24 protein-coding genes and 1 tRNA gene are annotated in these 24,904 nt (G+C 68.7%); 21 read left to right on the top strand and 4 right to left on the bottom strand.

What is annotated here, in order from left to right:
- Window position 1: 1 nt before the first annotated feature.
- A complete protein-coding gene (locus tag LX13_RS05350; RefSeq protein ID WP_253660242.1) occupies window positions 2–1,531 on the bottom strand; it encodes a threonine/serine exporter family protein in 1,530 nt (509 codons plus the stop codon).
- Window positions 1,532–1,540: 9 nt separating this feature from the next.
- Between LX13_RS05350 and LX13_RS05345 the strand changes: the two genes are divergently transcribed.
- From LX13_RS05345 to LX13_RS05330, 4 genes are all read left to right on the top strand, one after another.
- Window positions 1,541–1,615: transfer RNA gene (locus LX13_RS05345), tRNA-Thr, on the top strand.
- Between the two features lie 42 nt (window positions 1,616–1,657).
- Window positions 1,658–2,749, top strand: a complete 1,092-nt coding sequence (locus tag LX13_RS05340) for an XdhC family protein (RefSeq protein WP_253660241.1) — start codon at window positions 1,658–1,660, stop codon at window positions 2,747–2,749.
- 116 nt (window positions 2,750–2,865) lie between these two features.
- Window positions 2,866–3,036, top strand: coding sequence for a CsbD family protein (locus LX13_RS05335; protein WP_253660240.1), 171 nt, complete (start codon window positions 2,866–2,868; stop codon window positions 3,034–3,036).
- A gap of 142 nt (window positions 3,037–3,178) precedes the next feature.
- Complete coding sequence (locus LX13_RS05330) at window positions 3,179–3,448, top strand: LapA family protein (RefSeq protein ID WP_253660239.1); 270 nt, start codon at window positions 3,179–3,181, stop codon at window positions 3,446–3,448.
- A gap of 75 nt (window positions 3,449–3,523) precedes the next feature.
- Here the strand turns inward: LX13_RS05330 and LX13_RS05325 are convergent, their stop codons facing one another.
- Window positions 3,524–4,330, bottom strand: a complete 807-nt coding sequence (locus tag LX13_RS05325; protein ID WP_253660238.1) for a formate/nitrite transporter family protein — start codon at window positions 4,328–4,330, stop codon at window positions 3,524–3,526.
- Complete coding sequence (locus LX13_RS05320; RefSeq protein WP_253660237.1) at window positions 4,327–5,115, bottom strand: alpha/beta fold hydrolase; 789 nt, start codon at window positions 5,113–5,115, stop codon at window positions 4,327–4,329. The genes LX13_RS05325 and LX13_RS05320 overlap by 4 nt, the downstream gene beginning before the upstream one ends.
- A gap of 130 nt (window positions 5,116–5,245) precedes the next feature.
- Here LX13_RS05320 and LX13_RS05315 point away from each other — a divergent pair, with 130 nt between their 5' ends.
- From LX13_RS05315 to purD, 13 genes are all read left to right on the top strand, one after another.
- Window positions 5,246–5,647 (top strand): RidA family protein, encoded by a 402-nt coding sequence (locus tag LX13_RS05315; protein WP_253660236.1) that lies wholly within the window; start codon window positions 5,246–5,248, stop codon window positions 5,645–5,647.
- 11 nt (window positions 5,648–5,658) lie between these two features.
- Window positions 5,659–6,858: a winged helix DNA-binding domain-containing protein gene (locus LX13_RS05310; protein WP_253660235.1), complete on the top strand. Its 1,200-nt coding sequence runs from the start codon at window positions 5,659–5,661 to the stop codon at window positions 6,856–6,858.
- Between the two features lie 13 nt (window positions 6,859–6,871).
- The gene (locus tag LX13_RS05305) at window positions 6,872–7,414 is read left to right on the top strand and encodes a methylated-DNA--[protein]-cysteine S-methyltransferase (RefSeq protein WP_253660234.1); all 543 of its coding nucleotides are present in this window, start codon (window positions 6,872–6,874) and stop codon (window positions 7,412–7,414) included.
- A gap of 85 nt (window positions 7,415–7,499) precedes the next feature.
- The gene (locus LX13_RS05300) at window positions 7,500–8,198 is read left to right on the top strand and encodes a response regulator transcription factor (protein WP_253660233.1); all 699 of its coding nucleotides are present in this window, start codon (window positions 7,500–7,502) and stop codon (window positions 8,196–8,198) included.
- Window positions 8,195–9,712: a sensor histidine kinase gene (locus LX13_RS05295; RefSeq protein ID WP_253660232.1), complete on the top strand. Its 1,518-nt coding sequence runs from the start codon at window positions 8,195–8,197 to the stop codon at window positions 9,710–9,712. The genes LX13_RS05300 and LX13_RS05295 overlap by 4 nt, the downstream gene beginning before the upstream one ends.
- Window positions 9,713–9,716: 4 nt before the next feature.
- Entirely contained in the window at window positions 9,717–10,853 is a 1,137-nt protein-coding gene (locus LX13_RS05290; RefSeq protein ID WP_253660231.1) for a MalY/PatB family protein, read from the top strand.
- A 41-nt stretch (window positions 10,854–10,894) separates the two neighbouring features.
- Window positions 10,895–11,320 carry an HIT family protein gene (locus tag LX13_RS05285; RefSeq protein WP_253660230.1) on the top strand — a complete coding sequence of 142 codons (426 nt, stop codon included), beginning with the start codon at window positions 10,895–10,897 and terminating at the stop codon, window positions 11,318–11,320.
- 113 nt (window positions 11,321–11,433) lie between these two features.
- Window positions 11,434–12,729 (top strand): bifunctional glycosyltransferase family 2/GtrA family protein, encoded by a 1,296-nt coding sequence (locus LX13_RS05280; protein ID WP_253660573.1) that lies wholly within the window; start codon window positions 11,434–11,436, stop codon window positions 12,727–12,729.
- Window positions 12,726–14,846: an ArnT family glycosyltransferase gene (locus tag LX13_RS05275; RefSeq protein ID WP_372499823.1), complete on the top strand. Its 2,121-nt coding sequence runs from the start codon at window positions 12,726–12,728 to the stop codon at window positions 14,844–14,846. The genes LX13_RS05280 and LX13_RS05275 overlap by 4 nt, the downstream gene beginning before the upstream one ends.
- A 143-nt stretch (window positions 14,847–14,989) precedes the next feature.
- The gene (locus tag LX13_RS05270) at window positions 14,990–15,478 is read left to right on the top strand and encodes an FBP domain-containing protein (protein ID WP_253660229.1); all 489 of its coding nucleotides are present in this window, start codon (window positions 14,990–14,992) and stop codon (window positions 15,476–15,478) included.
- Between the two features lie 68 nt (window positions 15,479–15,546).
- The gene (locus tag LX13_RS05265; protein ID WP_253660228.1) at window positions 15,547–16,533 is read left to right on the top strand and encodes a glycoside hydrolase 5 family protein; all 987 of its coding nucleotides are present in this window, start codon (window positions 15,547–15,549) and stop codon (window positions 16,531–16,533) included.
- Between the two features lie 76 nt (window positions 16,534–16,609).
- The gene (locus LX13_RS05260) at window positions 16,610–17,884 is read left to right on the top strand and encodes a low temperature requirement protein A (RefSeq protein ID WP_253660227.1); all 1,275 of its coding nucleotides are present in this window, start codon (window positions 16,610–16,612) and stop codon (window positions 17,882–17,884) included.
- Between the two features lie 31 nt (window positions 17,885–17,915).
- Window positions 17,916–19,172 (top strand): phosphoribosylamine--glycine ligase, encoded by a 1,257-nt coding sequence (gene purD, locus LX13_RS05255; RefSeq protein ID WP_253660226.1) that lies wholly within the window; start codon window positions 17,916–17,918, stop codon window positions 19,170–19,172.
- Between the two features lie 4 nt (window positions 19,173–19,176).
- Here the strand turns inward: purD and LX13_RS05250 are convergent, their stop codons facing one another.
- A complete protein-coding gene (locus LX13_RS05250; RefSeq protein ID WP_253660225.1) occupies window positions 19,177–20,088 on the bottom strand; it encodes an alpha/beta hydrolase in 912 nt (303 codons plus the stop codon).
- A 151-nt stretch (window positions 20,089–20,239) separates the two neighbouring features.
- Between LX13_RS05250 and LX13_RS05245 the strand changes: the two genes are divergently transcribed.
- From LX13_RS05245 to purB, 4 genes are all read left to right on the top strand, one after another.
- Window positions 20,240–21,409 (top strand): pyridoxal phosphate-dependent aminotransferase, encoded by a 1,170-nt coding sequence (locus LX13_RS05245; protein ID WP_253660224.1) that lies wholly within the window; start codon window positions 20,240–20,242, stop codon window positions 21,407–21,409.
- A gap of 96 nt (window positions 21,410–21,505) precedes the next feature.
- Window positions 21,506–22,102, top strand: a complete 597-nt coding sequence (locus LX13_RS05240) for a TetR/AcrR family transcriptional regulator (RefSeq protein ID WP_253660223.1) — start codon at window positions 21,506–21,508, stop codon at window positions 22,100–22,102.
- A gap of 79 nt (window positions 22,103–22,181) precedes the next feature.
- Window positions 22,182–23,252 (top strand): glycerophosphodiester phosphodiesterase family protein, encoded by a 1,071-nt coding sequence (locus LX13_RS05235; RefSeq protein WP_253660222.1) that lies wholly within the window; start codon window positions 22,182–22,184, stop codon window positions 23,250–23,252.
- 126 nt (window positions 23,253–23,378) lie between these two features.
- Window positions 23,379–24,809, top strand: coding sequence for an adenylosuccinate lyase (purB, locus tag LX13_RS05230; protein ID WP_372499821.1), 1,431 nt, complete (start codon window positions 23,379–23,381; stop codon window positions 24,807–24,809).
- Window positions 24,810–24,904 lie beyond the last annotated feature (95 nt).

Here is a 24,904-nt window from a genome sequence, read left to right as displayed (position 1 = left end):
TCTACTTTACCCGGTTCGTCGAATCGGGTTGTGCCCGGAGCGGCTCGGTGATGGCGCTGAGCAGCGGATCGCTGACCGGCTGCGGCTCGGTGTCGGGTCGGGTGAACCGTTTCGGTCGCAGTGCCGACCGCGCGGTGAGCAGGGCGCGGGTGGGTCGCGTCGTGATCCGCGGACGTCGCAGGCTGCGGGCGATGAACTCGCCGAGGGTGACTCCCGCGGCCAGGGCGGCACCGACACCGAGTGCCGACGCCAGGGCGGTGAAGCCGTCGAGCGTCTGCTCGTTGAGGATCCCGTACAGACCGCGGTAGACCGCCAGACCGGGGAGCAGGGGCGTGATGCCGGCGACCGCGACGACGAGCGGCGGTGTCAGCGCACGGCGGGCGAGCAGACCACCGGCGAACCCGACGGTGAGCGCGGCCATGCCTCCGGCGATGACGCCGCCGATGTCCGCCAGGGCCGCGACCGCCGACACCGCAGCCCCCATCAACCCGCCCATGAACGCCACCGGCAACGCGCGGTTCTCGGCGTAGCTGGCCAGCGCGTACGCGCCGGCCGCGGTGCCGCCACCGAGGATTTGGGCCGGGGCGTCGATGAGCCCGAGCTGGGTGGTGCTGGTGATGGTGGGCAGATAGATGCCCGTGCTCTCCAGCAACTGGATCGCGACACTGACGCCGGCGATGATTCCGCCGGTCAGGATGAGCAGCTCGAAGAAGCGGGCGACGCCGGTGATCGGGGCGCCGGTGATCGCGTCCTGCACCGAGCCGACCAACGACAGCCCGGACAACAGCACGATCACACCCGCGGCGATGACCAGCGTCGGGGATATCCCGACGCCGAGCGCTTCCTGATACTGGTAGACGATCGCCGCCGGGATGACCGCGACGAAGCCGCCCGCGATCTGCTGAAAGAACACCGGGGTGCCGAGGCGGTTCAGTGCCTGGTTGAGCCGGTAGATGACCGCGGTCGTCAGGAACGACACCACCGCGACGAGCCAGTTGCCGCCCAGCGTCACCGACAACGCCGCCGCCATCGTCGACCACGCGAGCGTCGCGACCCAGCGGGCGTAGGGGTGCGGGGCGGCGATGATCTCGTCGATGACGATGTGGGCCTCGGCCGGGGTGACGGCGAGGCTGCGGATCTTGCGGATGAGCCGGTCGACCTGGGCGAGGCGGGTGAAGTCGAGCGAGCGGTAGTGCACCGTGCGCATCGCGGTGACCGGCGGCATCGACGAACCGCGACGGGCGCTGGCCATGATCGTGTTGTAGGTCACATCGACGTCGCACCGCTCGACGCCGAACATCCCGGCCACGAACCGGATCTGGGTCTGGGTGTCGATCGCGCCGGTGCCGGAGTCGAGCAGCACCGATCCCACCTTGATCGCGAGATCGAGGACCTCGGTGACCGCGCCGTCGTCGGTGAGATCGACCGGCTGCCGAGGCGACAGCGGCGATGTGTACGGCTCGATCGTGTCGATCGTGGCGCGCTTGGAGCCCGCCAATGGGCGCAACACCCGGCCGATATACTCACGCACGAGACACACGCCTCCTTAGCTCAGCGGTAGAGCACTCGCCTTGTAAGCGAAAGGTCGTCGGTTCAATCCCGACAGGAGGCTCCACGAGTCCGATCACACTGTCGCTGAACACGATAATCTCATCGGATGCTCGACATCCTCGACGCCCTGGTCGTCGAGTCCACCCGATCGCCGGTGGCACTCGCGCGGATCGTCGGTGTCACCGGATCGTCCCCGCGCACGGTGGGTTCCGCGCTCATGGTCACGGCCGACGGAGATGTCGTCGGATCGTTGTCGTCCGGGTGTGTCGAGGCGGCCGTGGTCGCCGCTGCGGCCGACGTGATCGCCACCGGCGAACCATCGTTCGAGCGCTTCGGTGGATCCGACATCGACCCGTTCGCGGTCGGATTGACCTGTGGCGGTGAGATCGAGGTGCTCATCGAACGGGTCGACGGTCCCGGGGTCCTCGTCGACCTGCGTTCCCGGATCGATGCGCGGACGCCGTGCGCCCTGGTGACCACCGTCGGTGCACCCACGCTGCGCACGGTGCTGGCGGGCTCGGACAGCTGCACGGCGGCCACGCCGTGGAACCGCGTCGACCGCGATGCCCGCGCGTTGCTCGCCGTCGGTCGCAGCGGGATGGTCGGCGGCAGCGAGATCAACAAGGGCGAGGAGGCGGCCGGGTGTCGTCTCACGGTGTTCGTCCAGTCGTTCGCCACCGCGCCACGGATGATCCTGGCCGGCGCCAACGACTTCGTCCGGGCGCTCACCGACACCGCCCGGACGCTCGGCTACGAGGTCACGGTGGTCGACGCCCGCGCCACTTTCGCATCAGTGCAACGCTTTCCGCGTGCGGACGCCGTCGTGGTGGACTGGCCGGACCGCTACCTGCGCGGAGAGCACGCGGCCGGGCGCCTGGACGCACGGACCGTGATCGCGGTGATGACCCACGACGACAAGTTCGACGTCCCGACCATCCAGGCGGCACTGACCCTCGACCGGTTCGCCTTCGTCGGGGCGATGGGATCTCGTCGGACCCACGCCGACCGGTTGTCGCGACTCGTCGATGCGGGCGTGGCCCCCGCCGATCTCACCCGCCTGCACAGCCCGATGGGCCTCGACCTCGATGCCCGCACCCCCGAGGAGACGGCGGTGTCGATCGCGGCGCAGATCATCGCGGTGCGCTCGGACGCCTCGGCGCGACCGCTGTCGTCGCTGGACGGGCCGATCCACCGCTAGCTCGTGCCGCTGCGTGATCGGTGTCACGCGGGATGTCGAGTGCAGAACTCCGTCGGCCCACGACTCACTGGATGTAACCGCGGCACTCCGGTCGCGGACCTGAGAAAGGAATCATCATGGGGATCGTCGACAAGGCCAAGAACGCTGCAGAAGACGCGATCGGCAAGGCCAAGGAGGTCGTCGGTGACGTGACCGACAACTCCGACCTCGAGGCCGAGGGCAAGAAGGATCAGGGCGTCTCCGGCGCCAAGAAGGTCGGCGAGAACATCAAGGACAAGCTGAGCTGATCAGCTCGGTGATCTCCCGCTCGACGCACGCTCGTCGGGTCGCCGCCCATCCGGCGGCGACCCGCAGGGCCGCGGTCCGGCCACCCGCCGCCGCCCCGCCCTGAACCCCCCATCCTCACCACCCCAGAGAGAAGGCATCGCCATGGCCACCGCCACCACCGACACCACCGCCCACCGTTCCGGACGCCGCACCTTCGGCGCCGCGTCGAAGCTGATGCTCGCCGTCGCGACCGTTCTCGTCGCCGCGCTCGTCGTCTTCGTCCTGCAGAACACGGTGCACACCACCATCAGCTTCATCGCCTGGGATTTCGACCTGGGTGTCGGTGTCGCGCTGCTGGGTTCGGCAGTCGTCGGCGCCGTGGTCGCGCTGACCCTCAGCGGAGCCGTCCGCGCCCGCCGCGCGCTCCGCTGACCTCTTCTCCAGACCCCGTCGCGATGAATTGTCATTCGCGGCGGGGTCTGTCCGTGTCGACGTGGTGGCGGCGGGTCAGCCCTCCGCGCGCTCTTCCTCGACGAGCTCCTTGGTGCGGAGCAGTCGCAGCGCCGTCACCAGCACCACGCCGCCGATGATGTTGAAGAGCGTGGTGTACCAGAACCAGTTCAGCCAGTCGAGGTAGCTGACGTCGGCGCCGGTCTCGATGGCGCCGAAGATGATCAGCGAGTCCAGGACCGAGTGGAACAGCTGCAGCCCGGCGAGCAGGAACGCGGCACCCACGGCCGCGACGATCTTCGCGACGTCGGACTGCGTGCCCTGCTGCATGCGGGTCAGCAGGGTCATCGTGGCGCCACCGAGTACCGCCAGGCAGATCGACTGCAACGCCAGCGGCGCGTCGACGAAGTGGTGGGCGGATTCGCTCAGTACGTCGGACCATTCGGGGAACGCCCGCGTGATGATCCACATGATCGCCCACCCACCGACGAGGTTCGCTGCGAGCGTCCCGACCCACAACTTGGCCAGCTGACCGACAGACCCGTTCCGCGAGACCACCGCGGCGACGGGCATCAGGAAGTCCTCGGTGAACAGTTCGCTGTGCGCGAGGAAGATCGCGATGAGTCCGATGCTGAACGCCAGACCGGCGAGCAGATGGTTCCCCGTCTCGTGCAGCACGGCCAGCATCGCCATGATCCCGAGGGCGACCTCGATGCCGCCGAACAGTCCGGTGATGACCACCGTCCGCACCGTGCGGTGCAGTCGTTCGGCGCCCTCGGTGACGATGACATCGAAGCTGTCCTCGAGTTCGCTCTCGAGGGGACCGTCGTTACGGCCGATGCTGCGGCGTTGCTGCTCGGTCATCCGCGGTCGCTGTGTGCGGTGATCCACTCCAGAACGGACTTCGCGACGTCGGACCAGTCGTGATCGATGACGAGTGAGTGTCCGCGATCGGCGAAGGTGCGTCGTTCGGTGACCGCGTCGGCATGGCGATACGACTCGAAACTGGACGTGGGCGGGGTGTCGTCGGCCTCCTGGCCTCGGCCGCTGGAGACGAGCAGCAGCGGCCCCCGGGCCGGGTCGTCCGTCGCGGGCGGTTCGCTGCCCGCGAAGTCGGTCTCGAACAGAAGCGCGCCGGATGCGGGGATCGTCCACCGTTCGTAGAGGCTGTCCGACTCGTCCTCGCTGATCGCGTTGCCGAACACCGACCGGAACTGGCGGTTGTTCAGATTGACCTCGCGGCCGCGATCGGCCGGGTTCGCCATGGCCGGGTACTCGGCGATCAGCTGTGAGATGGGCTGAGGCAGTTCCTCGCTCAGCCGGGCCGGGTCGATGGCGACCGCGGCCGACGCGAGTCCCCTGGCGAGCAGGTACTCGGCGACCAGTCCGCCGTGGGAGTGGCCGACCACCACCGGCGGGCTGTCGAACTCGGCGGCGATGCGCGAGTAGTGCGTGGCGACCTCGGCGATGCCCATGCCCACCACGTCCTCGCCGCGTTGACGGCACTTGAAGACCGACGAGTGCTCGCGCGGCCACCCGGGTGCCGTCGCGGGGATGTGTTCGGCGTCGAAGAGGTCGACCCAGGGCTTCCAGGTGGACGAGTGCAGCCAGAGGCCGTGGATGAAGATCACCGGTGTGGATGCGGCCATGTGGCGCTCCTTCATCGATAGCGGAACAGGCCCGATGCTGGAGACGCTGCGGTGTGCCGAGATCCGGGACACGTGCCGACGCTACTCGGATGCGGGCGTCGGCGGAGGGCAACGACGTAGGGTGGACCCCATGTCGCAGTTACGCCTGAACGGCTCCGAAACGCTCTACGACGGTGGATTCACCTACAGCGCAACGGCGTTGCCCGGTTCGATCATCTTCACCGCCGGTGCAGCACCCACCGAGGCGGACGGCTCGACCTCCGGACCCGGCGACGTGCAGGCCCAGGCGCGCCAGTGCATGCTCAACCTCACCACCATCCTGTCCGAGGCGGGCGCTTCCCTCTCGGACGTGGCCAAGGTGACGGTCTACGTCGCCGAGGGCCTGCAGGCCGACCTCTCGGTGGCGTGGGACGCGGTGGTCGAGGCGTTCGGTGCCCACAAGCCGGCGGGCACCCTGGTCGGTGTGACCGTGCTCGCCCACGACGGTCAGCTCGTCGAGATCGAGGCGATCGCGGCCATCCCGCAGAGCTGACCCGCACTTCGATGTCCACCCGGTTGCGAGTCACCGCCGAGCAGCGACGCGCGCGCATGCTGCGACGGCACCTGCTGACCGACGCCGCCCGGGCCGACGACGCTCTCGAGGTGGCGCGAGCGGTCGTCGCGCTGCACGCCACCTGCCCGCCGACGGTGTTCATGTCGGTGTGGGCGCGCACAACGGGTTTCGTGCCCGATGATCTGCAGGCCCTGCTGTACGAATCACGGTCGCTGGTCAAACAGCTCGCGATGCGTCGCACCGTGTTCGTCGTCGACCGATCGACCCTCGCCGACGCGGTCAGTGCGGTCGGCCCGCGGGTCGCGGCGAGTGAACGGACCAACATGCTGCGCGATCTGCGACGCAGCGCCGACTTCGCTGATCCCGAGGGCTGGATCGACACCGCGCGCTCGGCCGTCGTCGCCGAACTGTCCGACGGCACCCTGGCGTCGTCGTCCGAACTGCGCGCACGCCTGACCGAACTCGACGGGGTCATCGTCTCCGGACCGCTCGACACGTGGGGTGGATCGTCGCCCATGGGGCCGCGGGTGCTCAACATGATGAGCGCGGCCGGCGACATCGTCCGCGGCCCCAACACCGCCGGCTGGCACGTGTCCCGTCCTCGCTGGTCGTCGATGTCGAGCTGGCTGGGGGCCGATCTCCCCCTCGCCGATCCCGAGACCGGCCACCGCGCCATGGTGGAGCGGTGGCTGCGGTCGTTCGGGCCCGGTACCGAGACCGACATCGTGTGGTGGTTGGGATCGACCAAGAAGGCGGTCCGCACCGCCCTGGCGCAGCTCGGTGCGGTCGAGGTGGATGTCGAGGTCGACACCGGCCGGTTCGACGTCGGGTATCTGCTTCCCGACGATCTGGACCCCGTCGAGCCGGTGCCGCCCACCGGGTCCGTGCTGCCCGAACTCGACCCCACGACCATGGGGTGGAAGGAGCGTGGGTGGTACCTCGGTGAGCACGGCGCGGCAATGTTCGACCGCAACGGCAACGGGGGACAGAGCATCTGGTGGGACGGCCGGATCGTGGGCGGATGGTTCCTCCGCGCCGACGGTTCGATCGGGCTGCACCCGTTGGAGAAGCTTCCGCGCGCGGCGATCAAGGACCTGACCACGCGTGCCGACGCCCTGGCCGCCTGGCTCGGCGAGGTCCGTCCCAAGCCGGGCTATCCGGCCCCGTTCATGCGGGACACGGTCGCGTGATCGCGGGGAGAACATGACCCGCCGGGACCGCGGATTCGCCCTGTTCGACACCGCGCTGGGAACCTGTGGGCTCGCCTGGGACCTCGAGGATCGCATCGTCGCCGTCGCGTTGCCCGAGCCGGACGCGCGCGATGTCGTCGACTACCTCCGCGGGTTCGACGCCACCGAACAGTCCCCGCCCGAGGCGGTCGACGAGGTGATCGAGTCCATCGACCGTCTGTTCGCCGGTGAGGACGTCGACCTGTCCGCGATCGTCGTCGACATCGCCGACCTCCCCGAGTTCGACCAACGGGTCTACGCGGTCACCCGGTCGATCCAGCGGGGACGAACCCTGACGTACGGGCAGGTCGCGGCGCGGATCGGCCAGCCGTTGGCCGCGCAGGCGGTCGGGCGGTCGCTGGGCCGCAACCCCATCCCGGTCGTCATCCCGTGTCACCGCGTACTCGGGGCGGGAACCGAGGTCGGGGGATTCTCGGCGCCCGGGGGAGCGGCGACCAAGGGGCGGATCCTGGCCGCGGAGAGCGTTCCGGGGTTCGGCGAACCCACGCTCTTCTGACCGACCGCGTGGTGCGATGAGAGTTCACAGCGAGCTGCCAGGAAGTGCTCAGCGGCGGCCCAGCGTAATCACGGAAGGTGTCACCATGACTGATTCCGGTGCACGGGTGCTCGTCGTCGACGACGAGCCCAACATTCTCGAGTTGCTGTCGGTGTCGCTGAAGTTCCAGCACTTCGACGTCGCCACCGCGGCGAGCGGTCCGGCCGCGATCGACAAGGCGAGGACCTTCCGTCCCGACGCGCTCGTCCTCGACGTGATGATGCCCGGCATGGACGGCTTCGGCCTGCTGCGGCGGCTGCGTGCCGACGGCATCGAGGCGCCCGCGCTGTTCCTCACCGCGCGCGACTCGATGGAGGACAAGATCAACGGTCTCACCATCGGCGGCGACGACTACGTCACCAAGCCGTTCAGCCTCGAGGAGGTCGTTGCACGTCTGCGGGTGATCCTGCGCCGCAACGGCTTCGGTGAGCAGAAGGCCGAACCCACCCGGATCACGTTCGCCGACATCGAGCTCGACGACGACACCCACGAGGTGTGGAAGGACGGCGAGCTGGTGTCGTTGTCGCCGACGGAGTTCACGCTGCTGCGGTACTTCATGATCAACGCGGGCACGGTGCTGTCCAAGCCGCGGATCCTCGACCACGTCTGGAACTACGACTTCGGCGGCGAGGTCAACGTCGTCGAGTCGTACGTGTCCTACCTGCGCCGCAAGGTCGACACCGGCGAGAAGCGCCTGATCCACACGTTGCGTGGCGTGGGGTACGTGATGCGCGAACCCCGATGACCACTGCCCATCCGGATCACGTCGTGGTCGCGCCCGCGGCATCGTCCGCACCGCCGCCGACGCAGCCCCGGCATCGTCGCGGGATCCCGCTGAGGGTGTCGCTCGTCGGGTTGATGCTGGTGCTCGTCGCGCTGGGGTTGCTCGTGTCAGGCGTCTCGGTGACGTCGGCGATGCAGAACCGCCTCATCGAGCGGACCGACAACGGACTCAAGAACGCCGCCGACGGGTGGGCCCGTCCGCGTGAGGGCGACGACAAGGGACCGTTCTCGAACAACTCCGGCGGAACCAGCGGCAGCCCCACCGCCGAGCGGCGGCCACCGTCGCCGTACTACGTGATGCTGTTCCGATCGGACGGCACCACGTTCACCATCAACGACGTCGGCGGATCCCCGGACCTCTCCGACGTCGACCGCCTCGGTGAGGATCCCGAGACGGTCGGTAGTGCCACCGGCTCGGACGTCCGCTGGCGCGTGGTGAAGGTGACCGCGGCCAACTCCTCCGGCGCGATGACGACCTCGGTGGTGGCGATCAAGCTCACCGACGTCGACGACACCGTCACCCGCCTCATCTGGCTGCAGCTGGCCATCGGCCTCGGGGTCGTGGTCATCGTCGGCGGGCTCGGATACCTGTTGGTGCGCAGCAGCCTTCGACCGCTGCGGCGCGTCGAGGTCACGGCCGAGGCCATCGCAGGCGGCGACCTCGATCAGCGTGTCCCGGTGTCGCCGGCGAACACCGAGGTCGGCAGGCTCGCGGCGTCGCTGAACGTGATGCTGCACCAGATCCAGACCGCGTTCGCGACCACCGCCGCGTCCGAGGAACAGGCTCGTCGCTCCGAGGACAAGATGCGGCGCTTCGTCGCCGACGCGAGTCACGAACTACGCACCCCGCTGACCTCCATCCGCGGCTTCTCCGAGCTGTACCGGCAGGGTGCCATGACCGATCCCGACCAGTTGATGTCGCGGATCGAGCACGAGGCCGGCCGGATGGGGTTGCTGGTCGAGGAATTGCTGATGCTCGCCCGGCTCGATGCGCAGCGTCCCCTCGAACGTGCCCAGGTCGACCTGCTCGGCCTGGCGTCGGACTCGGTCCACAGTGCTCGGGCCACCGCTCCCGGTCGCGACATCTCCGTGGAGATGATCGACGGGCCGGGGATCCCGGCCGTGATGGGTGACGCCCCACGGCTGTCGCAGGTGCTCAGCAACCTGATCACCAACGCCATCCGGCACACCCCTGACGACGCGCGGATCATCATCCGCGTCGGCACCGACGAGCACAGCGCGATCCTCGCCGTCGCCGACACCGGTCCCGGGCTGAGCCCCGACGACCAGGCGCGGGTCTTCGAACGCTTCTACCGGGGCGACAGCTCTCGGCATCGGGACGAGAAGTCGGGTGGCAGTGGACTGGGGCTGTCGATCGTGGCCGCGTTGGTCGCCGCACACGGCGGCACCGTGGGTGTCGAGGACACCCCCGGCGGCGGAGCCACCTTCTGGGTTCGGTTGCCGCGGTTAGAGTGAGGCGGTGGCCGACACCCATCCGCGCACCGCGATCCTCGGGTCCTCGCTGACCGATCTGCAATCAGGTCGCACCAGCGCGAAATGGGAGAATCTGGCCGGCGACGTCCTGCCGATGTGGGTGGCCGAGATGGATTCGGTTCTCGCGCAACCGATCGCCGATGCCCTGCACGCCGCGGTGGAGCGGTCGGACACCGGTTACGCGGCGCACGACAGCGAACTGCCTGCTGTGTTCGCCGACTTCGCGCAGCGTCGCTGGGGGTGGTCGGTGACGCAACCGGTGATCCCGTTCACCGACGTCGGGGTGGCGATCACCGACCTGCTGCGCCATCTCTGTCGGCCGGGTGACGGCGTCATCGTCACCACCCCGGTCTATCCGTCGTTCTTCTCCTACTTCGACGCGGTCGGCGTCCGCCCGGTGGAGGTGCCCCTCATCGACATCGGCGACGGCGGTCGCCTCGACCTCGACGGCATCGACGCCGCGATGCGTGCGGGAGCGCGGGCGCTCCTGTTGGCCAACCCGCACAACCCGACCGGGACCGTGCACAGTCGGGCAGATCTCTCCACGCTGGCCGCGCTCGCCGAGCGGTACGGAGTCCGGGTCGTCTCCGACGAGATCCACGCCCCGCTGACGTTCTCGCACACCGAGTTCACCCCGTATCTCGAGGTGGCGGGGGACACGGCGGTGGCCGCCCACAGCGCGTCCAAGGCGTGGAACATCGCCGGCCTGAAATGTGGCCTGTTGATCGGCGCTGACCTGCCGTCGTTCAGCGATCAGGTCGCCTGGGCGGTCGGCCACTTCGGGGTCATCGCGTCGATCGCGGCGTACCGCGACTCCGAGGCCTGGCTCGACCAGCTGATCGGCGAACTGGAGCACAACGCCGAGGTCGTGGCCGGACTGCTGGCCGACACACTGCCGCAGGTGGGCTACTGCCCGGGCGCGGCGTCGTACTTCGCGTGGCTGGACTGCCGCCGACTCGACCTCGGAGCCGATCCGGCCGGGGCGATGCTGGATCGTGCGCGGGTGAAGGTGAGCGACGGTGTCTCGTTCGGCGGACCCGGCGCGGGCTGGGTCCGGATGAACATCGGCACGTCGCCCGAGATCATCGCCACCGCTCTCGGGCGCATCGCCGCACTGCGCTGACACCGACCCGTCGGGTCGGTCGGGACGCATACGATCGACCCATGGCTTCGGTATTCAGCATGATCATCAACGGCGACATCCCGGGACGTTTCGTCTGGAAGGACGACACGGCCGTCGCGTTCCTCACCATCAACCCGGTGACGCCCGGGCACGTGCTGGTGGTGCCGCGCGAGGAGATCGACCACTGGGAGCAGGTCGACCCGGCGGTCTTCGCCCACCTGACGGCGGTGTCACAGACGGTCGGCCAGGCGACCCGCGACGCGTTCGACGCCCCTCGCATGGGCCTGCTCATCGCCGGGCTCGAGGTGCCGCACCTGCACATCCACGTCTTCCCGGCGCACTCGCTGGAGACCTTCGACCTCGCGCTGGCCGAGAAGGACCCCGATCCCGCGTCACTCGACGACGCCGCGACGCGTATCCGCGCAGCTCTGCGCGCTGCCGGGCACGAGGAGCACACCTCCGACTGAGGGTGGTTCCGCTCACAGGAAGCTGACAGGTCGGCCGCAGAGACGGGGCAGCTTGACCGATCAGAGTCTGTGTCATGACAACAGACACCGTCGATCGATCGGGCGGCACGGCGATGCCGGACCCGACCGACGCTCCCGAGATGATCGTCGTCGTAGACCGCACGCCCCGCCATCCCGACCTCGATGTCGTCGTGCCGGTCTACAACGAGGAGGCCGACCTGGCCGGCTGCGTCCGCCGCCTCGCCGAGCACCTGCACACCAACTTCCCGTACTCGGCACGCATCACCATCGCCGACAACGCCAGCACCGACAGCACTCTCGCCGTGGGCGTGGAGCTGGCCCAGACGATGGACAGTGTCCGCGTCGTGCACCTGGCGCAGAAGGGCCGCGGTCGTGCGCTCAACGCGACCTGGAGCATGAGCGACGCCACCGTCGTCGCCTACTGCGACGTCGATCTGTCCACCGACCTCAACGCCCTGATGCCGTTGGTCGCGCCGCTGCTGTCGGGACATTCCGACGTCGCCATCGGCTCGCGCCTGTCCCGCTCGTCGCGGGTGGTCCGTGGCGCCAAACGTGAATTCATCTCGCGCAGTTACAACCTGATCCTCCGCACCACGATGCGGGCGAAGTTCTCCGACGCACAGTGCGGGTTCAAGGCGATGCGCGGCGACGTCGCACATGCACTGCTGCCCTACGTCCACGACACCGGCTGGTTCTTCGACACCGAGCTGCTGGTGCTGGCCGAGCGGATCGGCCTGCGGATCGCCGAGGTGCCGGTCGACTGGATCGACGACCCCAACAGCAGCGTCGACATCGTCAAGACCGCGACCGAAGACCTCAAGGGATGCTGGCGCGTCGGTCGCGCGCTCGCCAACGGCGACCTCCCGGTGGCCGAACTCCGACGGAGTCTGGGACGCAACCGGTTCGACGATCCGCACGTCACGGGGGTACCGCACGGCATGATCGGTCAACTGGTCCGCTTCGGCGTCATCGGCGTCATCTCCACCGTCGCCTACGCGGTGCTCTACCTCGTCCTGCACTCGATGCTGGGCGCACAGTTGTCGAACTTCGCGGCGCTGCTCATCACCGCGGTGTTCAACACCGCCGCCAACCGAGCCTTCACCTTCGGCGTCAAGGGGCGGGAGGATGCGGCCAAGCACCACCTGCAGGGTATCGCGGTCTTCCTGTTCGGCTGGGCCATCACCGCCGGCTCGCTGCTCGCTCTGGAGGCCGGTGCACCCGGCGCATCGAAGCACATCGAACTCCTCGTCCTGGTGGTCGCGAACCTCGTTGCCACACTGACCCGTTTCGTCGCGTTCCGCTGGGTGTTCCGCAACGCCCACGCCGATGCGTCCGGGCACGGGCCCCGGTCCGACGACGACACCGCAGGCATGGAGGCCGCAGCGTGACATCTGTACTCGACACCCCCACCGGCGTCTCACCATCCGATGATGGGAGGCGTCGGCGGGCGTTGCCACATCCGGAACGGTGGGGCCTCGGCGTCCTGCTCACCGCCACCGCGGTGCTCTACCTGTGGAGCCTGAGCGCGAACGGGTACGCCAACTCCTTCTACTCCGCGGCCATCCAGGCCGGCTCGCAGTCGTGGAAGGCATGGTTCTTCGGGTCGTCAGACGCCGCGAACTCCATCACCGTCGACAAACCCCCGGTCTCCCTGTGGATCCCGGGAATCGCGGTACGCATCTTCGGGCTGAACTCGTGGTCGATCCTGGTCCCGCAGGCGCTGATGGGTGTCGCCTCGGTGGCGCTGCTCCACCTCATCGTCAAGAAGTATCTGGGTGCTCCCGCCGGTCTGTTGGCGGGCGCGACACTGGCTCTCACCCCGGTGGCCGCGTTGATGTTCCGCTTCAACAACCCCGACGCACTGTTGGTGCTGCTGATGATCGGTGCCGTCTGGGCGACCCTGAAGGGGATCGAGGACGGTCGGATCCGATGGATGGTGCTCACCGGCGCACTGGTCGGTATCGGGTTCCTCACCAAGCAGTTGCAGGTGTTCCTGGTCATCCCGCCGCTGGCGATCACCTACCTGGCGTTCGGCCAGCACACCTGGGTCAAGCGACTCGGCCACCTGATCACCGCGCTGGTCGCGATGCTTGTCAGCGCGGGCTGGTGGGTACTGGCGGTCACGCTGTGGCCGAAGGACTCTCGCCCCTACATCGGTGGTTCGCAACACAACTCGATCCTGGAGTTGACGTTCGGCTACAACGGCTTCGGACGACTCACCGGCAACGAGACCGGTAGCACCGGAGGCGGAGGGGGCGGCGCGCGTCGCGCGATCGGTGAGACCGCCGCGACCGGCGGCTTCGGCGCGGGTGGTCCCGGTGGCGCAGGTGGGCCCGGCGGTCGCGGCGGCATGTGGGGCGAGACCGGGTTCTTCCGCATGTTCCAGCCCGAGCAGGGCGGTCAGATCGCCTGGCTCATCCCGACCGCCCTGATCCTCGGGATCGCGGCACTGGTGCTGTGCGGCAGGTCATCTCGCACCAACATCCATCGCGCCCTGATCTCGGTCTGGATGCTCTGGCTGCTCACCACCATGGCCGTCTTCAGCTACATGTCCGGCATCTTCCACGCGTACTACACCGTCGCGTTGGCGCCTGCCATCGCGGCGCTCATCGGCGCGGGTGCGGCCATGTGTTGGAAGGGTCGTCACCTCACGTGGGTGCGCATCGTGCTCGCGGTCGCCGTCGCGGTGACCGGCGCGATGTCGTTCTTCCTGCTCAACCGATCGCCGGACTTCGTGCCGTGGCTGCGATGGGTCGTGATCGTCGCGGCCGCGATCGCCGCGATCGCACTGCTCGTCCCACGCCTGCCGCGGGTGGCCGCGATCGTCGCGGGGGTCGCCATCGTGATGGGTCTTGCGGGGCCAGCCGCCTACGCGATCGACACCGCGGGCACACCCACGACGGGTTCGATCATCACCGCCGGGCCGTCGGTCAACGGTGGCGGTCCGTTCGGCGGTATGGGCGGACGTCGCGGCGGGATGCGCGGCGGATTCGGCCCGGGCGGGTTCGGCGGGTTCGGTGGCGGGGCTCAGGGCGGCCAGGCTCCCGGACAGCCCGGCACGAACGGTGCAACCACCCCCGGAGCACAGGCGGGTGGCGCCACGACCCGTGGCGCCGGCGGCATGGGTGGTCCCGGCGGAGGTCTGCTCGAGGGATCGAAGCCGACCGCCGAGATGGTGACGCTGCTGGAGACCGATGCCGACAAGTACACCTGGGTCGCTGCGGCCATCGGATCGAACTCCGCGTCCGGCTACCAGTTGGCGACACAGAAATCGGTCATGCCCATCGGAGGTTTCAACGGCAGCGATCCGTCGCCGACGTTGGCTCAGTTCCAGGAGTACGTGCGCCAGGGCAAGATCCACTACTTCATCGGTGGTGGACGCACGGGCGGCGGCATGAACGCCGAGGGTACGGCCACCGCGATCAGTGAGTGGATCACCACGCACTACACGGCGAAGACCGTCGGCACGGTGACGCTCTACGACTTGACCCAGCCGACCAGCTGAGTCATGGCAGCGACGGCCGTCGGACCCCCGATCCGGCGGCCGTCGCGTTGTCGACGGGTACGGAAAACTCGTTGTGCGGTGCGCCGACCCGGGCGTACCGTCACTCGCCGAGTCCGACCGACGATCAACGAAGAGTGATTCCCATGTATCCCGTGACCGAAGCCGACATCAGGTCGTCGTTCGTCAACTGCACCAAGGGCGAGGCCAAGCGCATCGTCATCCCGCGCGATCTCGACTCGCGCCCGTGGGACGAGCTCGACTTCCTCGGGTGGACCGATCCGACGTACGCCGGACGGTGCTACCTCGTCGCCCCGGACGGGGACGGCTTCGTCGGCCTTGCCCTGCGGCACGAGACCGGCGGGTCCCGACGCGCCCAGATGTGCAAGATCTGCCTCACCACGCACCCGTCGGGCGGGGTCTCGCTGATGACGGCGAACCGGTCCGGCGAGGCGGGTCGTAAGGGCAATTCGGTCGGCACCTACATGTGCACCGATCTCGCCTGCTCGCTCTACGCCCGCGGCAAGAAGACCCCGGCACTGGGCAAGCAGTACCGCGAAGACCTCGACGTGGAATCGAAGATCGGGCGGGTGCGCACCAACCTCGGCGCGTTCATCGCCCGGGTGTCCGACTAGGGGTTTCTGCACCGTTCGGCGCCAGATCCACGCCGAAGTGCCGCATCGATGCGATATATCCTCGACGGATGGGGAGATCAGAGATCGATGACAGTGGTGTACGTGGGCGATCGACGTTGGGCCGGAGGGAATTCCTCGGTCGATCGGTTCTCGTGGGTGCGGGTGTCGCGACGGGTGCACTCGCGATCCCGGCGGCGGCACATGCGGCTGCACTGTTCCCGTCGAGTCGTTTCGGGTTCGCGGCCGACGGCAACAGAACTCCGAGGTTCTCGGCGGCGACCGCCAACCGGATGATGGATCTGGTCACCGGTGTCGGCGCCTCGTGGTACCGGTTCACCTTCGGTCAGGACGTCCTCTACGACGCAGGACGCGCTGCCGGGATCTCGAACTTTCTGGCGTGCATGGTGTTCGACCCGTCTCAGAGTCCGGCGAGTCTTGCCGCATCTGCGGTCGCCGGACTACGGCGCTATCCGGCAGTCACGGCGATCGAGGTGGGGAACGAGCCGAATCTGATCCCCGGTTTCTCGGCGCCCTCCTACATGCGATACCTCATCGCCGTGCGCGCAGCGGTGAAGTCGGTGAACCCGTCGGTGTCGGTCGGTTCGGCCGGTCTGGCCAACGGCGGTGCCGATGCCGGTGCGTATCTCCGCTCGATGTACGACCACGGTCTCGCCGCGAACTCCGACTGGGTCGGCGTCCACCCGTACACGTATCCGGCGCTACCCCGCGCGGCGTTCACGGGGGGCGGATTGCTGCCGTCGTCGAGGGCGATCATGGTCAGGGCCGGCGACTCCGGCAAAAAGCTGTGGCTCACCGAGTTCGGGGCGTCCACGGGGATCACGCCCGACAGCGTCTCACGGGATGTGCAGGCACGAACCTACTCCGATGCGCTCGGATACCTGGCCCAGCAGAGCTGGTGCGGAACGGTGTTCGCCTACGAGCCCTTCGACCAGGGTGCCGGCGTCGGTCCGCGTGAGGGCTTTTTCGGGGTGTGGGACCAATTCGGGAACCCGAAACCCGCCGCCGCCGCGATCCGTGCGGCCATCGCCCGCTGACGCGGGTTTCGCACTCCACCCACCCTGACGGCACCGGTGTCGCACGCGGACAACGGACAATACGTACTATTTCCCGATGACCTCAGACCCCGGCAGCGGCGGATCACTGGTCCTGAGCCATCGTGTCGCGAAGATGACCGGCCGGGCGCGGGACGAAGAGGGCCGCACGGCAACCAATCTCGAACTCTTCTTCGACCTCACCTTCGTCGTCGCGTTCTCGTTGGCCGGCACCCAGGTGGCGCATTATCTGGCCGACGGCGACTACAAGACCGCGATCATCGGGTTCGGATTCGCGACGTTCTCCAGCATCTGGGCGTGGATCAACTTCTCGTGGTTCGCCTCCGCCTTCGACACCGACGACTGGGTGTTCCGCGTCGTCACGATGGTGCAGATGGGCGGCGTACTGATCCTCGCGCTCGGCATCGAGCCGGTGTTCACCTCTGTCGCCGAGGGCGAGCACATCGACAATCGCGTCGCGGTCCTCGGCTACGTGGTCATGCGCGTGGCGATGGTGTTCCAGTGGATCCGCGCCTCCGTGCAGAGCCCCGAGTTCCGTCGGACCTGTCTCAGCTACGCGCTGGCCATCCTCGTCGCCCAGGCCGGGTGGATCGCGCTCATCGTGGTGAACACGTCGCTGATCCCCACGCTCGTCGCGACCCTCGTGCTGGCCGGGGTGGAGCTGTCCGGTCCGTTCGTCGCCGAGCGCCTCAACTCGGAACCGGACACACCCTGGCATCCGCACCACATCGCCGAGCGGTACGGGCTGCTGGCGATCATCACCCTCGGTGAGGGCATCGTCGGGACCGTCGTCGCGCTGCAGGCGGTGATCCACTCCCAGGGATGGACCCTGGAGACCGCCGTGCTCGGCTCGGCCGGGACAGCAGCCACGTTCGCGATGTGGTGGATCTACTTCGTGGTGCCCACCGGCGAGGCTCTGCAACTGCGGCGCGCCAAGTGTTTCGGCTGGGGATACGCCCACATCATCGTGTTCATGTCGATCGCCGCGGTCGGTGCCGGGTTGCACGTCTCGGCGCTCTACCTCGAACACGAGTCGCACATCTCGGCCGCAGCCGCGGTGGCGTGCGTCGCCGTCCCGCTCGGCATCTACATCGTGTCGATCGCCGCGATGTACACCTACCTCGTCGAGTTCGACGTGCTCAACCTGGCGCTGACGGTTGCCGCGGTCGCGATCCTCGTCGGGTCGGTGCTGCTCGCCGCGGCCGGGTTGTCGGTGGTCTACGCGTTGGTCGTCACGGCCGTCGCGCCCGTCGCCGTGGTGATCCTCGACGAGATCGTCGGCACCCGACATCGCGCGGTGGCCCTGGAGCGGCTCGAACACAGCCTGTCCTGACGCGACGGCCCAGCTAGTAGAGTCAGGCCCCGTGCGAACACTGGTGATCGGATCGGGCGGCCGCGAACACGCGCTGCTCGTCGGGCTGTCGAACGATCCGGAGGTCACGGCACTGCACGTCGCCCCCGGCAACGCGGGCACGGAATCGGTCGCCATGAACCATGCGGTCGACATCGCTTCGGCCGAAGCCGTCATCGCCCTGGCGCGCGAGATCGACGCCGACCTCGTGGTCATCGGGCCCGAGGTGCCTCTGGTGCTCGGTGTCGCCGACGCCCTCCGCGACGCGGGCTTCGCGACGTTCGGCCCCGGGGCGCAGGCCGCCCGGATCGAGGGGTCCAAGGCGTTCGCCAAAGACGTGATGGCCGCGGCCAGCGTCCGGACCGCCCACAGTGAGATCGTCGACAACCCCGCTCATCTCGACGCGGCGTTGGATCGGTTCGGTCCCACCTGGGTGGTCAAGGACGACGGGCTGGCCGCGGGCAAGGGTGTCGTGGTCACCGCCGATCGTGCCGCCGCTCGCGTGCACGCCGCCGATCTGCTGGAGGACGGTCACCCGGTCCTGTTGGAGTCGTTCCTCGACGGCCCCGAGGTGTCCCTGTTCTGTCTCGTCGACGGCACGGTGGTGGTCCCGCTGCTCCCGGCGCAGGACCACAAACGAGTCGGTGACAACGACCAGGGGCCCAACACCGGCGGGATGGGCGCCTACACACCGTTGCCCTGGTTGCCCGACGGCATGGTGGAGCGCATCGTCGACGAGGTCGTCAGACCCGTTGCGGCCGAGATGGAATCGCGTGGTACCCCGTTCAGTGGCCTGCTCTACGCCGGGCTGGCCATCGGTGCCGACGGGCCCGCGGTCGTCGAGTTCAACTGCCGCTTCGGTGATCCCGAGACCCAGGCCGTGCTGTCGCTGCTGGAATCCCCGCTCGGCCGGGCGCTCTCGGCGACCGCGACCGGAACGCTGGCCGATCTGGAACCGCTGCGCTGGCGCGAGGGTTCGGCCGTCACGGTGGTCGTCGCCGCCGAGAACTACCCCGGCACGCCACGCAAGGGCGACGTGATCACCGGGGGCGAGGCCGAGGGGGTGCTGCACGCGGGCACCGCCCGCAACTCCGAGGGGGCGATCGTCTCCAGCGGGGGGCGGGTGCTGAGCGTCGTCGGCTCCGGTGCCGACCTCGCCGCCGCCCGGGCCCAGGCGTACGAGCGCGTCGCCGCGGTGAAACTGCCTGGTGGACATCATCGTTCCGACATCGGCCTCGCGGCCCTCGAAGGACGGATCTCCATTCCCTGATCGCTCAGGCGGCGAGACTGCGACCCAGGAACGCCATCTGGTCGGGCAGCACGCTGCGCCAGTACCGGTTGTTGTGACCGCCGGGCGAGGTGGAGAAGGCCGCGGCGGGGTGCAGGCCGGCCATCCACTGACGGGTGTAGAGGTAGAACTGATCGCTCGACCCGATGCTGATGAGCAGCGGGATCTTGGTGAGCGCGGCCTGTTGGCCGAACAACGAATTGGCCTGGTAGTCCGCCGGGTTGTCGAAGGCGCGGGGCGGGAAGCTTCGCGGATCACCCCACAGCGCAGGCGAACTCGCGGCGATACCGGCCACCCGCGACGGACCCATGATGGCCCCGAGTCGCAGCGCGCCGTAGCCGCCCATCGACCAGCCGTACAGTCCGATGCGGTCGGTTCGCAGGCCCAGTGACCGGTTGTCGGTGAGCATCGGCAGGAACTCGTCGATCACCATGGCGCCGCTGTCGGTGCCGTCGACCCGCGGATGGAAATACGATCGCGCCGCGTCCACGGCCGCGAGGGCGAACGGCGCCGTGCCACCGGCCACCGACTCGGCCAGGTAGCGGTGCATCTGCAGGCTGCTGTCGAAGGCGGTGCGCTCGTCGGAGTTCAGCGCGTGCAGGATCACCACGACGGGGATGTCGCCGGTGACGCCCGGGGGCCGGGCGACGACCCAGCGGGTGTCGCGACCACGCATGGCCGCGGACCGGAAACTACCGGTGATCAGGGCGGGGTCGCCGGGGACGGCAGCGGCACTGGTAGGGCTCTCGGGTACGACCTCGTCCTGCGCCCGCGCCTGCAACCGTTGTCGCGGAGCCGATCCGGTGGCCGGTTCGTCGGCGCAGGCGGCCAGCGCACCGAGCGCGGTGAGACCCGCGCCGGCCCGGAACAGCGCACGACGAGTGAGCCTGGTCGTCACAGATCGAGCCCCGTCATCGTCGTCCCCCGTATCCCGTGCGCGTCCGCCCCGTGGCCATCGAACCCACAGGGTACCGGTGGAGTCGCGGACCGATGAATCGCGACGTGGGCGCCCTTTCTCGCCGCCGCGGGTGCGCCACTAGGCTCGACGAATGGCGGCAGCGGAGGGATCGCGGCGATCGGACGTGGCGATGTTCCACGTCATGGACGTGCTGGCTGCGAGCGCCGCGCGACGGGCCGCCGGGCTCGAGGTGGTCTCGTTCGCCGCAGGCCAACCGTCGACCCCGGCGCCGGCCCCGGTGCTGCGTGCGGTGCATTCCGCCCTCGACTCCGACCTGCTCGGCTACACGGAGTCGCTGGGTCTGACCCCGCTGCGCGAGGCCATCGCCGACCTCTACCGACGCCGGTACGGACTGGCCGTCGACCCCACCGATGTCGTGGTCACCACCGGGTCGTCCGGCGCGTTCACGCTGATCTTCCTCGCCGCGTTCGACGTCGGCGACCGCGTCGCGATGGCCCGCCCGGGCTACCCCGCCTACCGCAACGCCCTGACCGCGCTGGGGTGCGAGGTCGTCGAACTCGACTGTGGCCCGGAGTCGCGGTTCGTCCCGACCCCGGCCATGCTCGACGCTCTCGACGAACCACCCGCGGGACTCATCGTCGCCAGCCCGGCCAACCCCACCGGGACGATCCTGACCCCGGACGAACTGGCCGACCTCGCCCGCTGGTGCGACGCCCACGGCACCCTGCTGATCTCCGACGAGATCTATCACGGCATCGAGTACGGCGGTCCGGACCGGCCGACGTCGTGTGCCTGGGCGACGTCGCGCGAGTCGGTGGTGATGGGGTCGGTGTCGAAGTACTTCTCGATGACGGGATGGCGACTGGGCTGGATGTTGGTGCCGCGGCGGTATCTCCGGGGAATCGAACGGCTGACCGCGAACCTCACGATCTGCCCGCCGGCGGTGTCGCAGATCGCCGCGATCGCGGCCTTCGACGACGAGTCGATCGCCGAGTGCGACGCCCACGTCGCCCGGTACGCCGCGAACCGTGCCGTCCTGCTCGACGGCCTCACGAGTCTGGGCATCGACGACATCGCGCCGCCGGACGGGGCCTTCTACATCTACGCCGACGTGGGCGCCCTGACCGACGACACCCTCTCCTGGTGCGCGCGGGTGCTGACCGAGACGGGGGTGGCGATGGCGCCGGGCGCGGACTTCGACACCCGCACCGGACACCGCACGGTCCGGCTCAGCTTCGCGGGCAGCGCGGCGGACATCGAGCGCGGCATCGATCTGCTCGGCCCGGTGGTCCGCCGCTGACTGCGCTGCTCACACGCCGAACCGATTGCAGATCGGTCCACAGCAGATTTGCGCAAAACAAGTCTGAGGTCGCGTGTGCTTTGGCACGATGAGCCGATGACGTCGGCAGCCACCCCCAAGGGATTGCGACGGCGGGCGCGACTGATCTCCGCCGCCGGAGAACTCTTGCTGGAGGGTGGGTTTGATGCTGTCCGCCACCGGGCCGTCGCCGAACGTGCCGGGCTGCCCCTCGCATCGACCACGTACTACTTCGAGTCGCTCGAGGATCTGATCGTCGAAGCGGTCACCTTCGCCTGTCATCACGACGAGGAGGCGATCCGGTTGCGGTCGGAGTTGCTGACACGGCGTCGTCGCGGCGGGGAGGCGACCGCGGAGGCACTGGCCGACGTCTTCGTCGGCGATCGAACGACCCGCGACGAACTCACGACCCGCTACGAGATGGTCGTGCTGTGCGCGCGGTTCCCCCGACTGCGGCCGGTGTTGGCCAACCGTCGCAAGCTGTTGGCCGGGCTGCACGGCGAGGTGCTGGAGAAGTCCGGCCGCGTCGGGAGCCCGGCGCGGATCGCCCAGCTGATGGCCGTCGAGGACGGTGCCGTGGTGGGTGCGCTCGCCGACGCCGAGGACGACGTGATGGCCGTGACCAGGGTGGCCCTGTGCGACGTGGTCGACGTCCTCGCGCCGGTCAACGCCTGAGTCCACACGCATTAACACTCGATGAACACCCCGGGCTGAGCTGGCCCTTCACGGTACGACCCCCATAGTTTGGATCCTCGTGACCTCTTCTCGCCTGCTCCGCAGCGTTGCCCTGCTCACCGCCGCCGCGGCCGCCACCCTCGGACTCGCCGCGTGCGGCTCGGATTCGTCGCCCGACGCGTCCGACGCGTCGTCGAGTTCGGCCACCGGATCGGCCCGTGCCTTCGATCTGCAGGCCCACCGCGGTGGACGTGGTGAGCACACCGAGGAGTCGCTGTACGGGTTCGAGCAGGCGTTGAAGCTGGGCGTCGACACCCTCGAGCTCGACATCGTGCTGACCAAGGACCTCGAGCCCATCATCTGGCACGACCCCACGATCGATCCCACCAAGTGCGCCGACACCGCGGCCGCGACGCCGGGAGACCCGCAGTTCCCGTACGTCGGCAAGGTGGTCCACGACCTGACCTACGCCCAGATCGAGACGCTGAGCTGCGGCAAGAAGCTCGAGGGGTTCCCCGACGCGAAGGTCGTCGAGGGCAACAAGATCGCGCTGCTGCCGCAGCTGTTCGCGCTGGCAGACAAGTACAACGCTCGGGTGCACTACAACATCGAGACCAAGATCGAGGGCGAGAAGCGCAGCGAATCGGCGACCCCGCAGCAGTACGTCGACGTGATGCTCGGCGCGATCAAGGCCGCGGGCAAGACCGACCTCGTCGACATCCAGAGCTTCGACTGGCGCACGCTCCCGATCGTGCGGGCCGCCGATCCGTCGATCCCGCTGGTGGCGCTGTGGGACGAGACGACGTGGAAGTCGAAGTCGCAGTGGACCGGGTCGGTGGACTACGACGCGGTCGGTGGCGACGTGATCGCGGGCGCGAAGCAGCTCGGGGTGCAGGTGCTCTCGCCCGGCTATTCGGTGCCCTATGGCCAGACGACGAAGGACGCCGGCTTCCGGCTCATCGCCGACAAGTCCTTCGTCGACCGTGCGCATTCCGAGGGCTTCACCGTCATCCCGTGGACCGTCAACGACACCGACGTGATGAACGCGCAGATCGACGCCGGCGCCGACGGCATCATCACCGACTACCCGACGCGGCTGCGTCAGGTGCTCGCCGACCGCAAGATGCCGCTGCCCAAGGCCTACAGCTAGACCCCACCCGCGCCAGTTGGGCACGTAACTCCGCCGGTTGGGCACGTAACTCCGCCAGTTGGGCACGTAACGACGTCGCTTGGGCACGTAACTCCGCCGGTTGGGCCGCAGGGCACAATGAGCGTCGTGTCTGACAAACCCCGCATCAGCAATGTCCTGGCCGGCCGCTACGCATCGGCCGATCTCGTGTCGCTGTGGTCGCCCGAGCACAAGATCTCCCTCGAGCGTCAGCTCTGGATCGCGGTGCTCTCGGCGCAGCGGGAACTCGGCGTCGACGTGCCCGACGGTGTCATCGAGGACTATCAGCGCGTGGTCGATCAGATCGACCTGGCGTCGATCGCCGACCGCGAGCGGGTCACCCGGCACGACGTGAAGGCGCGCATCGAGGAGTTCAACGACCTCGCCGGTCACGAGCACATCCACAAGGGCATGACCAGCCGCGACCTCACCGAGAACGTCGAGCAGCTGCAGATCCTGCGGTCGCTGCAGCACGTGCACGCCCACGGTGTGGCCGTCGCGGCCCGTCTCGCCGACCGCGCCGCGGAGTACTCGTCGGTCGTGATGGCCGGACGCAGCCACAACGTCGCCGCCCAGGCCACCACGCTCGGCAAGCGTTTCGCCTCCGCCGCCGACGAACTGTTGGTGTCGCTGACGCGGCTGAGTGAGCTGATCGGCCGGTACCCGTTGCGCGGCATCAAGGGGCCGATGGGTACGTCGCAGGACATGCTCGACCTGCTCGACGGCGACACCGCGAAGCTCTCGCAGCTGGAGTCGAAGATCGCTGCGCACCTTGGCTTCTCGCATTCGCTGACCTCGGTGGGGCAGGTCTATCCGCGTTCCCTCGACCACGATGTCGTCTCGGCTCTGGTACAGGTCGCGGCGGGCCCGTCGTCGCTGGCGCACACCATCCGGTTGATGGCCGGACACGAACTCGTCACCGAGGGCTTCCAGCCCGGCCAGGTCGGCAGTTCGGCGATGCCGCACAAGATGAACACCCGCAGCTGCGAGCGCGTCAACGGCCTCGCGGTGATCCTGCGCGGTTACGGCTCCATGGCCGCCGAACTCGCAGGCGCGCAATGGAACGAGGGTGACGTGTTCTGTTCGGTCGTGCGCCGTGTCGCGCTGCCGGACGCGTTCTTCGCCATCGACGGTCTGATGGAGACCTTCCTGACCGTGCTCGCCGAATTCGGTGCGTACCCGGCGGTGATCGAGAAGGAACTCGCGCGCTACCTGCCGTTCCTGGCGACCACGAAGGTGCTGATCGCCGCCGTGCGTGCGGGTGTCGGACGCGAGACCGCACACGAGGCGATCAAGGAGAACGCCGTCGCCGTCGCGCTGGCGATGCGTGAGCAGGGGCGTGAGCCCGACCTCATCGACCGCCTCGCCGCCGACGACCGACTCCCGCTGGACCGGGCCGCACTCGACGCCGCGCTCGCCGACAAGGCCGCCTTCGTGGGGGCCGCCGAGCAGCAGGTGGCCGATGTGGTCGACGCGGTCGGGAGGCTGGTCGCGCAGTATCCGGACGCTGCGGGTTACGCCCCCGCGCCGATCCTGTAGGTCGTTCGCCGGCCGTCACGCGACGGCCAACAACTTTCGGAGAGGTGTTGACAGCCGGTGTCGGTGGGCGCATATTTAACCGATCAGTTATTTAA

The organism is Williamsia maris (assembly GCF_024171815.1).
Classification (GTDB): domain Bacteria; phylum Actinomycetota; class Actinomycetes; order Mycobacteriales; family Mycobacteriaceae; genus Williamsia_A; species Williamsia_A maris.
The sequence above is the reverse complement of the archived record's forward strand: the minus strand, read 5'-3'. Positions and strand labels throughout refer to the sequence as shown.